This window comes from Rivibacter subsaxonicus, from assembly GCF_004217215.1.
Classification (GTDB): Bacteria; Pseudomonadota; Gammaproteobacteria; order Burkholderiales; family Burkholderiaceae_C; genus Rivibacter; species Rivibacter subsaxonicus.
On sequence record NZ_SHKP01000008.1, the window covers coordinates 190,595 to 202,867 of the forward strand.

Sequence of the window (12,273 nt, forward strand, 5' to 3'; positions counted from 1 at the left end):
GGACCTCGAAGGCCGGCTTCATGCCGGCCCTCACGAAGACCGGCAGATGCCGGTCTTTTTCATTGCGGCGGCGATATTCCCAGCGCGCCCCCAGCATTTCCACAGCTCTGTCCACAGGCGCCAGTCGCCGCGCCGCCTAAGATTGGCGATCATGTCCGCACTCCTTCCCGGCTCCGACCAGGCCGCACGCCCCGATCCCCGCGTCGACGACGAAGTCGCCCGCCTGCGCATCCCGCCGCACTCGATCGAGGCCGAGCAGAGCGTGCTCGGTGGCCTGCTGATCGACAACACGGCCTGGGACCGCGCCGGCGACCTGCTCAGCGACAGCGACTTCTACCGCTACGAGCACCGGCTGATCTACGCCGCGATCGGCGCGCTGGTCAGCCAGACCCGGCCGGCCGACGTGATCACGGTGCACGAGCAACTCACCAACCTCGGCAAGGCCGACGAGGTCGGTGGCCTGGCCTACCTCAACGCACTGGCGCAGAGCGTGCCGAGTGCGGCCAACCTGCGCCGCTACGCCGAGATCGTTCGCGAGCGCGCGGTGCTGCGCAAGCTGGTCGCGGCCAGCGACGAGATCGCCACCGCCGCCTTCAACCCGCAGGGCAGGGCGGTCTCGCAGATCCTCGACGAGGCCGAGGGCAAGATCTTCAAGATCGGCGAGGAGGGCTCGCGCACCAAGCAGGGCTTCCAGAGCATGGACCAGCTGGTGGTGGCGCTGCTCGACCGCGTGCAGGAGCTGGCCGAGAACGGCGCCGAGGACGTGACCGGCGTGCGCACCGGCTTCTACGATCTCGACCGCATGACCGCCGGCCTGCAGCCGGGCGACCTGATCGTGCTGGCCGCGCGGCCGTCGATGGGCAAGACCGCGTTCGCGCTCAACATCGCCGAACACGTGGCGGCCCAGGAAGGCCTGCCGGTCGTCGTGTTCTCGATGGAAATGGGCGCTTCGCAGCTGGCGCTGCGGGTCGTCGGCTCGCTCGGTCGCATCGACCAGAGCGGGCTGCGCACCGGGCGTCTGCGCGACGACGAGTGGGGCCGGCTCAGCGATGCGGTCGAGAAGCTGCGCAGCGTCAGCCTGTTCATCGACGAGACGCCGGGCCTGAACCCGGCCGAACTGCGCGCCCGCGCGCGGCGCCAGGCGCGCCAGTGCGGCAAGCTCGGCCTGATCGTGGTCGACTATCTGCAGCTGATGAGCGGCAGCAGTTCCAACGAGGAGAACCGGGCCACCGTGCTGGGCGAGATCTCGCGCGGCCTGAAGGCGCTGGCCAAGGAACTGCAATGCCCGGTGATCGCGCTGTCGCAGCTCAATCGTTCGGTGGAAACGCGCCCCGACAAGCGGCCGATGATGAGCGACCTGCGCGAGTCGGGCGCGATCGAGCAGGACGCCGACGTCATCATGTTCATCTACCGCGACGACTACTACAACAAGGAGTCGAAGGAGCCGGGCGTGGCCGAGATCATCATCGGCAAGCAGCGTAACGGCCCCACCGGCACCTTGCGGCTGACCTTCCTCAAGCCGCTGACCAAGTTCGACAACCTGGCGCCGGGCAGCGGCGGCGGAGAGTACTGAGCCCCGCGGCTCCAAGCCCGAGAGTTCGGACCTGGACGGGGTGAAGGACCCGAGCTCCGCGAGTGGCATGGTCTAGTGAAAGTCGCGTGAGCTGGTGCCCAGCGGCCCCAGCCACGCCGTCACATCGACCAGCCGCCGCGCGACCAGATGGCTCACGCCGTCCGTGGTCTGCCACTGCCCGGCCACCGCCAGCAGTCGCGAGGCCAGCAGCGCCTGGCGCTGCGTCTCGCGCACCCGTTTCCAGACGATCACGTTGACGCTGCCGGTCTCGTCCTCGAGCGTCACGAAGATGGTGCCGTTGGCGGTCTCGGGCTGCTGGCGCGTCACGACGATGCCGCAGGCCCAGGCAAAGGCACCATCGTGCAGGCCGATCAGTTCATCGGCGCTGCGCCAGCGACGGCGTGCCAGCCGTGGCCTCAGCAGCGCCAGTGGGTGGCGGCGCAGCGTGAGCCCCGTGGCGGCGTAGTCGAGCGTGATCTCCTTGCCCTCGGGCGCCGCCGGCAGCTCGAGCACGGCCTCCGGCGCTGGCGCCTCCTTCAGCAGGCGCGTCGAGCGCTGCTCGCCGGCCGCACCCCAGACCTGCTGGCGGCGATGGCCGGCCAGCGACTTCAGCGCATCGGCGCGGGCCAGCGTCTGTAGCTCGGCTGGCTCGAGACCGGCACGCTGCGCCAGTTCGGGCAGCGAGGCAAAGGATCCAGCCTCGCGTGCCTGCACGATGCGCTCGGCCACCGTCCGCGAAAGGCCGCTGACCAGGCGCAGGCCAAGGCGGACCGCAGGCTGAGTCCCGCTGTCGTCGGGTGCCTCGAGCGTGCAATCCCAGTCGCTGGCCGCCACGTCCATCGGCCGCACCTCGATGCCATGGCGACGGGCGTCCTGCACCAGTTGCGAGGGCGAGTAGAAGCCCATCGGCTGCGAGTTGAGCAGCGCGCAGCAGAAGATCGCCGGCTCGTGGCACTTGAGCCAGGCGCTGAGGTAGGCCAGCAGCGCAAAACCGTAGGCATGACTTTCCGGAAAGCCGTAATCGCCGAAGCCCGTTATCTGCTTGAAGATCTGCTCGGCAAAGGCCAACTCGTAGCCGTTGCGAACCATGCCGCCGATCACCCGGTCCTGGAAGTGGTGCACGCCGCCTTTGCGCTGCCAGGCCGCCATCGAGCGGCGCAGTGCATCCGCCTCGTCGCCGCTGAAGCCGGCGGCGATCATGCAGACCTGCATCACCTGTTCCTGGAAGATCGGCACGCCGAGCGTGCGCTCGAGGGCCGGGTCGAGTTCAGGCTTGGGTGATTTCGAGGGCTCCAGCTTCTGCCGACGCTTCAGGTAGGGATGCACCATGCCGCCCTTGATCGGGCCCGGCCGCACGATCGCGACCTCGACCACGAGGTCGTAGAACTTCTCGGGGCGCAGCCGCGGCAGCATGCTCTGCTGGGCCCGGCTCTCGATCTGGAACACGCCGGCGGTGTCGGCCTTGCAGATCATCGCGTAGGTGGCCTTGTCGTCACGAGGGATGTCCTGCAGCGTCCAGCGGCGACCGCGCCAGGTGTTGATCAGGTCGAGCGAGCGCCGCAGCGCGCTCAGCATGCCCAGCGCCAGCACGTCGACCTTGAGCAGGCCGAGCGATTCGAGGCCGTCCTTGTCCCACTGGATGACCTTTCGGTTCGGCATGCTCGCGTTCTCGATCGGCACCATCCGCGAGAGCGCGTCGCGCGCGATCACGAAGCCGCCCACGTGCTGCGAGAGATGGCGCGGAAAGCCGAGCAACTGCGTGGTGAGTGCGAGCCACAGGCGCGTGACCGGCGAATCGATGTCGAAGCCGGCCTCGGCCAGGCGTTCGTTGAGCTGCTCGCGGCTGTCGAACCACTGGTGGCTGCGTGCGAGGCGGTCGATGCGCTGCTCGTCCATGCCGAGCGCCTTGCCGACGTCGCGCACCGCGCTGCGCACCCGGTAGGTGGCGAGTGCCGCGGCCAGCGCGGTACGGCTCGCACCGTACTTGCGGTAGATGTACTGGATGACCTCCTCGCGCCGCTCGTGCTCGAAATCGACGTCGATGTCCGGCGGCTCACGGCGCTCGCGGCTCAGGAAGCGCGCGAGCAGCGGGTGGGACTGTTCGGGATCGACCTCGGTGATGCCCAGGCAGTAGCAGACCACCGAGTTGGCGGCCGAGCCGCGGCCCTGGCACAGGATGCCCTCGCCGCGCGCGAAGTTGACGATGTCGTGGACGGTGAGAAAGAAGGCCTCGTAGCCCAGTTCGGCCACCAGCGCCAGCTCTTGCTCGATCTGCGCCCGCACCTTGTCCGGCAGACCCTGCGGATAGCGCCACTGCGCGCCGGCCAGTGTTTGCGCACGCAGGTAGCTGGTGGGCGTGGCGCCGGCCGGCACGATCTCCTGCGGGTATTCGTAGCGCAGCTCGGCGAGCGAGAAGTTGCAGCGCCGCGCGAAGTCCACGCTGGTCTGCAGCCATTCGGGTCGGTAGAGCCGCGCCAGCGTGAGCAGCGGGCGCAGGTGCTGCTCGGCGTTGGGCATCAGCGCCAGACCACAGTCGACCAGTGGCGTTTTCAGGCGGATCGCCGTCAGCGTGTCTTGCAATGCCTTTCGCGAGCGCAGGTGCATCAGCACGTCGCCGGCGGCAGCCAGGGGCAGGGCAGTGACCTGGCTGGCCGCTTGCAGCCGCTCGAGCAGCGGCCCGTCGTCGGCCCGCAGCAGCAACTCGACGGCAATCGCGGCCCGCTCAAGGCCAAAGCGGGCAGCCAGCCAGCGTGCCTGGGCGATCAGGGTGCTCGCATCATCCTCACGGCGCGGGATCAGCAGCGCCAGACAGTCGGGCAGGGGGCTGGTGTCGATGTCGGCCAGCGACAGCCGGTAGCTGCCCTTCTCGCTGCGGCAACGGCCGAGCGTGATCAGCGCGCCGAGCTGGGCGTAGCCCTCGCGATTCATCGCCAGCAGCACCAGGCGACAGCCGGGTGATTCGCCATGGCCCGCGAGGCGGAATTCGCTGCCGATGATCAGTTGCAGGGCGGGGTCTGCTTCGCCCTCCGCGATGGTCGCCGCGCGCTGCTGCTTGACCTCCTCGTGCGCACGCACCACGCCGGCCAGCGAGCATTCGTCGGTGATCGCCAGCGCCGCATAGCCGAGTTGGGCCGCACGCGCGACCAGTTCCTCCGGATGCGAGGCGCCGGTGAGAAAGCTGAAGTTGGAGCGGCAATGCAACTCGGCGTAGGCCGGCAGGCCGGACGGCACGGTGGCCACCGGCGGCAGTACCGGCGCGACCGGGCGCGGCTCCTTGGGATGGGCGGGTTGCGGCATGTCGGCTTTGGCGAAATCAGGCAAACCAGCCGTGCAGGAACCAGCCGCCGTTGCGCGCTGACGCGACCACGTCGCGCCTCTCGCGGTAGACCCAGCACAGCCGATGCCGCGCGGTGAACGCCACGTGGTAGTCGCGCCGCACCGGCGCACCGTCGAACCAGCCGGCCTCGATGCGCTCGGCACGCGAGAGCAGGTGCAGGGCGCCGCCGTCGAGCAGCGGCCGCTCCTGCGCGTCCAGCGCCAGCGGTTGCGGCGGGTCGAGCAGCCACAGCGGGCGGGGCGGGGCGGTGGTGCCGGTCGATGTCCGCGCCGGCACTGCGGCCAGCGTGGCCTCGACCCAGCGCTGCGCCCGCTCGGGCCGGTGATCGGCCAGCGGCTCCAGGCGTCGCACGCGCTCGGCACCCAGGCGCGCACGCAGCCGGTCGAGCAGCGCCGAGCGCGCTTGCGCATCCTGCGTCACCGAAGGCAGCAACTCGCCCGCCACGCCCGCATGCTGCACCGATTCGTCGAGCGCCAGGCCGAGCCGGTAGACCGGCGCCGCCAGCGCCTGGCGCTGCAGCCGCTCGCGCCACAGCAGCGCCAGGTGCGCCGCATCGCGCACCGGGGCACCCAGTTGCAGCCGCAGTTCGGTATCGGGCCGGGCGTGGCGGCCGCCGTCGTGCACCAGGCGCAGCCGCAGGACGCTTGCCGCCTGCCAACGCAGATGCAACCAGCCGACCAGAGCCTGCAGCAACGGCGCCAGCGCCGCCTCGAGCGCGTGTGCATCGTCGGCCCGATGCGGCAGTTCGACCTCGAGCGAAAAGCGTTCGGGCGGCTCGAACCAGGTCCGTGGATCGGGCGCCTCGCCATAGGCCCGGGCCAGGGCATCGACCAGCGGCGCGCCGATCCGCTTGCGCAGGCCGGCGCGCGGCAGGGCGCGCAATTCGCCCAGACGGTCGCAGCCGAGCATCTGCAGCAGATCCTGCTGCTGCGGCGTCAGTTCGAGCAGACGCGCCAGTCGCTGCGCCGGCAATGCGTCGAGCAGGCGCACCATGCTGCTGGCGTGGAGGCTGCGGCGACGTCCGGCGCCCTGTCCAGCCAGCAGCCAAGCTGCGCCGGCGGTGGGCGCCAGCGCCATCACGGGATGCAAGCCGCAGCTTTCGACCAGTTCCTGCGCCCGCCACAGCAGGCGCCGGATGCCGCCGAACAGGCGCAGCGAGCCCTGCACCTCGACCAGCACGCCGCTCGCCTGCAGGTAAAGCCGCGGACTCAGGGCGCCCAGGGCCAGCGCCAGGCGCTCGACACAGGCCGACTCCTGTTGCGGACTGCGTTCCCGCACCTGCAGCGTCGGCGCCAGTGCCAGCGCGGCCGCCAGGTTCGCGCCAGGACTCACCCCGAGTCCGTGCGCGCAGCGGTTGGCCGCGAGCACGCGCCTGTGCTCGACCACCGCCAGCGGCAAGGTCGCCGCCGCCTCAAGCCCCGGTTGCGACGGCCAGGGCAGGGCTTGCAGCGGCAACAGTGGCAGATCGACGGCCAGCCACAGCATGGGAAGCAACCGGAAGAACGGTGGGATGGATGCGCGGCGGCAGCGCCGCCGGCCGCTTGGCACCGACCGGCCAAGGCAGGTCGAGGGACAGCGGCTTGCCCAGCGGCGGCCCGCGGCGCTTGAAGATGTCGAGCGCGAGCCGTCCGTCGGCCTCGGCCCGGCAGGCGATGCGCAACGGCGCCGGGCTGCTGCGCTCGCGCCAGGCAGGTGGCCCGAGCAGGAACAGCGGTACGTCCTGGGCGGCCAGGTGCAGGCGTCGCAGCGTGGCGGTGGTGGCTACCTGGCACCACCACAGCACGAGCGCCGCCGCACCGCCACGCAGGGCCTGTTCGACGGCCCAGGCGGCGTCGGCACTCGAACGCGGCTCGACCCACAGCAGCGAGGCCAGGGGCAGACCGAGCGCCTCGAAGGCCGCAGCGCTGGGCAGCAAACCGGGCGGCGCGATCCAGAGCAGTTCGCGCTGCTGCTGCGCGGCCAGCTTTTGCATCAACGGCCTCAACAGGCGCAGTTCACCGAGGCCGGCTTCGCCCAGCAACTCGCTCAATCCGGTGGCTGGCCAGCCGCCTCCGGGCAGTTGCGCATCGAGCGCGGCGTGACCGCTGGGCAGGCCGGGCGGGGCGTTCATCACCATCCGATCGGCACGCCACAGCGGCGCCATGGTCGGCGGGCCGTGATGATCGAGGAGCGCAAGGGAGGACGACATGGACTCGCTGGTGCCGCGTCCATGGGTGGACCGGAGTAGTACTGTATTTATATCCAGTACGCCAGTCAAATCGACCTTCTTCCCTGGAAGCAGTCTCTTGTGGTTCCAGGAGAACTTACCTGTTTACTGACAGTGACTTACTCGATCTTCAGAAGGTACTTTCTCGCCTTCTCCTGATCCGCGTTCCATCTCAATGCTGATTTGAGGCCCCTGCAGCGTTCTGGATGGGCCGCCCGCCCTCGACCAGTGGGAGCACTCTGCAGAGGGAGGGTGGCTACCCCGACGCCTTCAATGCGTTCTCGCTCTCTTCTGCATTATTTAGTTAACATAATATACATTAGCGCGGTATTAAATGGGTCATGATCCAGCAAGAAGGCTCCCACCCGAAGCCTCAGCGCTTCTTCGCTCTTGCCTCGAGTCGATCGGCCAGGTTGTCGCGACCGACCGATCGCGCGCCATCGATGGCGCTGCTGCCAGCTTGGTCAACGAGTTTCAGGTCCGCTCCCGCCGCCAGCAACTCGTCGACGATCTGTTCGTCGGCGAAGCGTGTCGCCTGCATCAGCGGCGTGCGGCCGTTGGGCGCGCGCGGATCGACCGCCACGCGCTGGCTCAAGAGCCAACGCGTCGCTTCCGGCGCATTGCCGGAGGCCGCGTAATGCAGTGGTGTCCAGCCCTCCGGCTGCAACACGCCGCCGCGTGCCACGAGCGCCTGTAGCACGGACAACTGATTGCGCAGCGCTGCCCACAGCACCGGCGTCTCGCCGGCCCGGTTGCGCACGTTGGGGTCGACGCGCGCGTCACGCGCCAACGCGAGCGCCGCATCGTCGGACTCGGCCCGCAGCGCCACGATCAGTCCCGGCTGGCCATCCTCGTAGCGTGCGTTGGCATCGAAACCGCGGTCGATCAGTTTGATCGCCGCCGGCCCGTCGTTGCGGATCAGGGCCCGAAAGAAATCCTCGTAGGAACCAGCCGCTGCCGAAAAAGACGCTAGAGCGACAACCAGATAGAGCACTAATCGCATGCTTCGCTTTCAGTTGTGGAGCATTGCTACAAGTCCGTCGCCTGCCCAAGCGGCCGTGGAGAATCACTACACGCTCGGCGGCACCCGAAACAGCCGGTGGAAGTTGTCCGTCGTCGCGGTGGCGACCTCTTCCACGCTCAGGTTCTTCAGTGCCGCCAGCCGAGACGCCACATGGGTCACGTAAGCCGGCTGGTTGCTCTTGCCGCGATACGGCACCGGCGCCAGGTACGGGCTGTCGGTCTCGATCAGGCAGCGATCGAGCGGCACTTCGCGGGCGACTTCATGCAACTCGAGCGCGTTCTTGAAGGTCAGGATGCCGGAGAAGGAGATCATGAAGCCGAGTTCGAGCGCGGCGCGGGCCACTTCGCGCGTCTCGGTGAAGCAGTGGAAGACGCCGCTCACCGCCCCGCCGCCCTCCTCGCGCAGGATCGCCAGCGTGTCGTCCGAGGCGCTGCGGGTGTGGATCACCAGCGGCAACCCGGTCTGGCGGGCGGCGCGGATGTGGACGCGAAATCGCTCGCGCTGCCATTCCATCTCGGCCACCGAACGGCCGTTGAGCCGGTAGTAGTCGAGCCCGGTCTCGCCGATGCCGACCACCTTCGGGCGCGCCGCCAGCCGCAGCAGATCGTCGAGCGAGGGTTCCTGCACGCCCTCGTTGTCGGGATGAACGCCGGCAGTGGCCCAGAGCCGAGGGTGCACGGCGGCCAGCGCCTGGACCTGGTCGGCCTCTTCGAGCGTGGTGCAGATCGTCAGCGCGGTGTCGACGCGCGCAGCGTGCATCGCGGCCAGCACCGCAGGCAGATCGGCTTGCAGTTCGGCGAACGTGAGGTGGCAGTGGGAGTCGACGTACATCGCGGGGCGGGCTGCGGATCGGGCCGGGCGGGCGCCGTCTCTGCGGGTGCCCGCGGAGCCGAACTCAGATGGTCTGGGTCGGCTTCGACGAGGAAATCGAGGTACCGAGGATCTCTTCGATCTTCAGCTTCAGGATGCGCGTCTTCTCGTCGTTCGGGAACCGCACGCCGACGCCCTGGGTGCGGCCGCCGGAGGCATTGGCCGGGGTGATCCAGCCGACCTTGCCGGCCACCGGGTAACGCTGGGGGTCTTCGGGCAGCGACAGCAGCAAGTAGATGTCGTCGCCGAGCCGGTACTCGCGGGTGGTCGGCACGAACAGCCCGCCGTCGGCGAACAGCGGGATGTAGGCGGCGTAGAGCGCACCCTTCTCGCGGAACACGAGCTGGATCACGCTCGGCCGCGCAGCGGCGGCCGAGCCGGAAGCGGCGGCACGCACATTGAGTTCGCTCATGGCCGGGCAGACGAATGAAGGCTCATGGGTCAAGTGTAGCCAAGCGCCTGCGCGGACCGCCCTGTGATGTCGAATCACCGTACAGCGCATGTCGCGCCTGCAACACGAGCGCCTCGGTCGCCAGGCCCGCGTGCCATGGGTGTTCGGCGCGCCGGGCAGCCTCGCGCAGCGCCGTGGCCCAGGCGTTGAGCCGGTCCAGATCGCCGCCGGGCGGCAGCAGTTCGGCCTCGAAGAAGCGCGGGGCGGCGCCGACCGCGACCCGCAGCGCGTCGTCGCAGAGCTTGGCGAGCGCGTCGATCAGCACCGGCAGCGGCCAGTCGGCCGCGGCGCCGGCCCGGCCGGCGCGGATCTCGCCCGGCAGCGCACGCCAGGCCGCGGTGCTGACGCCAATCGCGTGGCGATCGAGCGCCTCCAGCGGTTGGCCGCCGGCCGCGGCCAGCAGCACCGCCGGAGCATCGATGCCCTGCCCGCCCAGCCAGGCCGCGGCCTGATCGCCCGGCGGCACCGTCAGCGGCAGCGCATGGCAGCGGCTGCGCACGGTCGGCAACAGGCGCGCCGGCGCCGCGCTCGACAGCACGAAGCGCAGCCCGCCGGGCGGCTCCTCGAGCGTCTTCAGCAGCGTGTTGGCGGTGATGCCGTTCATGCGTTCGGCCGGGTGGATCACGACCACCTTGGTGCGGCGATCGAGCCCGCCGCGCGCCGGTGTCTGCTGCGAGAAGGCAACCACCCGGCGCAGCGCCTCGACCTTGATCTCCTTGCTCGGCTTGGCGCTCTTGGCGCTGCCGCCCTCGCCCGCCGTCTCTGCCTCGTCGCCGGTCCAGCCCAGCGCCTGCTGCAGCACCTCGGGCACCAGCACCAGCAGGTCCGGGTGCGTGCGAGAGGCGATCAGCCGGCAACTCGCGCAATGGCCGCAGGCCAGCCCGGGCGGCGCCTCGGCACGCTCGGCAAGCGGCGTCTCGCACAGCCAGGCAGCGGCCAGCGCCAGCGCCAGCTCGAACTGGCCGACGCCGGCCGGACCATGCACCAGCAGTGCCGATGCGCGTTCCAGCGCCAGCGCGCGCGCGAAGGGCGCCGCCAGCCAGGGCAGCAGGGAGGGGCTTTCGGTCGTCTCGCTCATCGCCGGTCCGGGCTCACCAGCCACGCGCCGCCAGCGCCTGCTGCACCTGGGCCGCCACCGCGTCGCGCGGCTGCGCGGCGTCGATCCGCACGAAGCGCTGCGGCGCGGCCGCAGCGCGCTCGGCATAGCCGCCGCGCACGCGCTCGAAGAAGGCGCCGTCGAGCCGCTCGAAGCGATCGGGAACGCGCGCCGCCGCCAGCCGCTGCGCGGCCAGCGCGGGATCGATGTCGAACCACAGCGTCAGCTGCGGCTCGCGCAGCCGGCCCTGGGCGTCCTGCTGGACCCAGCGCTCGAGGACGGCCAGCACGGCGGGGTCGAAGCCGCGCCCCGCGCCCTGATAGGCAAAGGTGGCGTCGGTGAAGCGGTCGCACAGCACCGCCGCGCCGCGTGCCAGCGCCGGCTCGACCTGGCGCTGCAGGTGGTCGCGCCGGGCGGCAAAGACCAGCAGCGCCTCGGTCAGCGCGTCCATCGGCTGGTGCAGCACCAGTTCGCGCAGCGTCTCGGCCAGTCCGGTGCCGCCCGGTTCGCGGGTGCACAGCACCTCCAGGCCTTGTGCGCGCCAGCGTTCGGCCACCGTTTCGATGTGGCTGGACTTGCCGGCGCCGTCGATACCCTCGAAGCTCAGGAAACGCCCGCCGCCCGCCTCTGCTTGCCTGCCACTCACTTGCCCTGCCCTCGCTGATAGCGGTTGACGGCGCGATTGTGCTGCTCGAGCGACTCGCTGAATTCGCTGCTGCCGTCGCCGCGCGCCACGAAGTACAGGGCCCGGGTCGGATCCGGCTTCAGCGCGGCCTTCAGCGAGGCCTCGCCCGGCATCGAGATCGGCGTCGGCGGCAGCCCGCCGCGGGTGTAGGTGTTGTAGGGGCCATCGGCGAGCAGGTCGCGCTTGCGCAGGTTGCCGTCGAAGCCCTCGCCGAGGCCGTAGATCACCGTCGGGTCGGTCTGCAGCGGCATGCCGATGCGCAGCCGGTTGGCGAACACGCCGGCCACCTTGCCGCGGTCGGCCGCGGCCCCGGTTTCCTTCTCGACGATCGAGGCCAGGATCAGCGCCTCGTCCGGGCTCTTCAGCGGCGTGTCGGGTGCGCGCTGGGCCCAGGCGGCATCGAGCCGTTGCTGCATCGCGCGGTGCGCGCGCTTGAGCACCGCGAGGTCGCTCGTGCCCTTGCTGTAGGCATAGGTGTCGGGAAAGAAGCGGCCCTCGGGCGACTGGCCGGGTGCGCCGATCGCGGCCATCAACTCGGCCTCGCTCATCGCCGCGGTGCTGGCCTTCAATGCCTCGGCCTTGGCCAGTTCGGCACGGAACTGGCGAAAGTTCCAGCCCTCGATCAGGCGCACCGTGGCCATGGTCTCGTCGCCGCGCACCATCTTCTGCAGCAACTGGCGCGGCGTCGTGCCGCGACCGATCTCGTAGCTGCCGGCGCGGATCTGGCGCGCCTGCCCCGACCAGCGGAACCACTGGTACAGCAACTCGGGCGATGTCTGCACGCCGGCAGCGACCCAGCCGCGGGCGATCTCGCGCGGCGCGGTGCCGGGGGCGATCGAGAGCTCGACACTGTCGGCAGCCAGGTCGAGCGGGCGCTGCAGCCACCAGGCGCCGGCCGCAACCAGCCCGGCGGCCAGCGCCAGCAGGATCAGCAGCAGCGTCCGCACACCACCGGCCGCACGCGGTCGGTTCAGTCTTCGCATCGGTGGGATCGCCCTGCTGTTCTTGGTCCTTGCATGGGCTGATCATAA

At 70.2% G+C, this 12,273-nt stretch carries 11 protein-coding genes; 1 reads left to right on the plus strand and 10 read right to left on the minus strand.

Annotation, left to right across the window (positions count from 1 at the left end; translation table 11 throughout):
- Positions 1-30 precede the first annotated feature (30 nt).
- Complete coding sequence (locus EV670_RS18945; protein WP_278044431.1) at positions 31-153, minus strand: hypothetical protein; 123 nt, start codon at positions 151-153, stop codon at positions 31-33.
- Between EV670_RS18945 and dnaB the strand changes: the two genes are divergently transcribed.
- The gene (gene dnaB, locus EV670_RS16580) at positions 152-1,573 is read left to right on the plus strand and encodes a replicative DNA helicase (protein WP_130434200.1); all 1,422 of its coding nucleotides are present in this window, start codon (positions 152-154) and stop codon (positions 1,571-1,573) included. The genes EV670_RS18945 and dnaB overlap by 2 nt on opposite strands.
- Before the next feature lie 72 nt (positions 1,574-1,645).
- On the opposite strand, the gene EV670_RS16585 is transcribed toward dnaB, so the two are convergent.
- From EV670_RS16585 to mltG, 9 genes are all read right to left on the minus strand, one after another.
- Positions 1,646-4,870: an error-prone DNA polymerase gene (locus EV670_RS16585; protein WP_130434202.1), complete on the minus strand. Its 3,225-nt coding sequence runs from the start codon at positions 4,868-4,870 to the stop codon at positions 1,646-1,648.
- Between the two features lie 16 nt (positions 4,871-4,886).
- Positions 4,887-6,395 (minus strand): Y-family DNA polymerase, encoded by a 1,509-nt coding sequence (locus tag EV670_RS16590; RefSeq protein WP_130434204.1) that lies wholly within the window; start codon positions 6,393-6,395, stop codon positions 4,887-4,889.
- Entirely contained in the window at positions 6,322-7,098 is a 777-nt protein-coding gene (imuA, locus tag EV670_RS16595) for a translesion DNA synthesis-associated protein ImuA (protein ID WP_130434206.1), read from the minus strand. The genes EV670_RS16590 and imuA overlap by 74 nt, the downstream gene beginning before the upstream one ends.
- Before the next feature lie 391 nt (positions 7,099-7,489).
- Complete coding sequence (locus tag EV670_RS16600; RefSeq protein ID WP_130434208.1) at positions 7,490-8,119, minus strand: ankyrin repeat domain-containing protein; 630 nt, start codon at positions 8,117-8,119, stop codon at positions 7,490-7,492.
- Between the two features lie 66 nt (positions 8,120-8,185).
- Positions 8,186-8,971 carry a TatD family hydrolase gene (locus tag EV670_RS16605; RefSeq protein WP_130434210.1) on the minus strand — a complete coding sequence of 262 codons (786 nt, stop codon included), beginning with the start codon at positions 8,969-8,971 and terminating at the stop codon, positions 8,186-8,188.
- Positions 8,972-9,035: 64 nt separating this feature from the next.
- Positions 9,036-9,422 (minus strand): PilZ domain-containing protein, encoded by a 387-nt coding sequence (locus EV670_RS16610; RefSeq protein ID WP_130434212.1) that lies wholly within the window; start codon positions 9,420-9,422, stop codon positions 9,036-9,038.
- A 22-nt stretch (positions 9,423-9,444) separates the two neighbouring features.
- The gene (locus EV670_RS16615; protein WP_130434213.1) at positions 9,445-10,539 is read right to left on the minus strand and encodes a DNA polymerase III subunit delta'; all 1,095 of its coding nucleotides are present in this window, start codon (positions 10,537-10,539) and stop codon (positions 9,445-9,447) included.
- A gap of 13 nt (positions 10,540-10,552) precedes the next feature.
- On the minus strand, positions 10,553-11,203 hold the full coding sequence (gene tmk, locus EV670_RS16620) for a dTMP kinase (protein ID WP_130434215.1): 651 nt from the start codon (positions 11,201-11,203) through the stop codon (positions 10,553-10,555).
- Positions 11,200-12,225, minus strand: a complete 1,026-nt coding sequence (mltG, locus tag EV670_RS16625; RefSeq protein WP_130434217.1) for an endolytic transglycosylase MltG — start codon at positions 12,223-12,225, stop codon at positions 11,200-11,202. The genes tmk and mltG overlap by 4 nt, the downstream gene beginning before the upstream one ends.
- Positions 12,226-12,273 lie beyond the last annotated feature (48 nt).

Bases quoted from the DNA above. Each gene is read 5' to 3' on its own strand.
- EV670_RS16615 (WP_130434213.1), bottom strand. From the start codon at position 10,539: ATGAGCGAGACGACCGAAAGCCCCTCCCTGCTGCCCTGGCTGGCGGCG.
- imuA (WP_130434206.1), bottom strand. From the start codon at position 7,098: ATGTCGTCCTCCCTTGCGCTCCTCGATCATCACGGCCCGCCGACCATG.
- EV670_RS16610 (WP_130434212.1), bottom strand. From the start codon at position 9,422: ATGAGCGAACTCAATGTGCGTGCCGCCGCTTCCGGCTCGGCCGCCGCT.
- EV670_RS16590 (WP_130434204.1), bottom strand. From the start codon at position 6,395: ATGCTGTGGCTGGCCGTCGATCTGCCACTGTTGCCGCTGCAAGCCCTG.
- EV670_RS18945 (WP_278044431.1), bottom strand. From the start codon at position 153: ATGATCGCCAATCTTAGGCGGCGCGGCGACTGGCGCCTGTGGACAGAG.
- mltG (WP_130434217.1), bottom strand. From the start codon at position 12,225: ATGCGAAGACTGAACCGACCGCGTGCGGCCGGTGGTGTGCGGACGCTG.
- EV670_RS16585 (WP_130434202.1), bottom strand. From the start codon at position 4,870: ATGCCGCAACCCGCCCATCCCAAGGAGCCGCGCCCGGTCGCGCCGGTA.
- dnaB (WP_130434200.1), top strand. From the start codon at position 152: ATGTCCGCACTCCTTCCCGGCTCCGACCAGGCCGCACGCCCCGATCCC.
- EV670_RS16605 (WP_130434210.1), bottom strand. From the start codon at position 8,971: ATGTACGTCGACTCCCACTGCCACCTCACGTTCGCCGAACTGCAAGCC.
- EV670_RS16600 (WP_130434208.1), bottom strand. From the start codon at position 8,119: ATGCGATTAGTGCTCTATCTGGTTGTCGCTCTAGCGTCTTTTTCGGCA.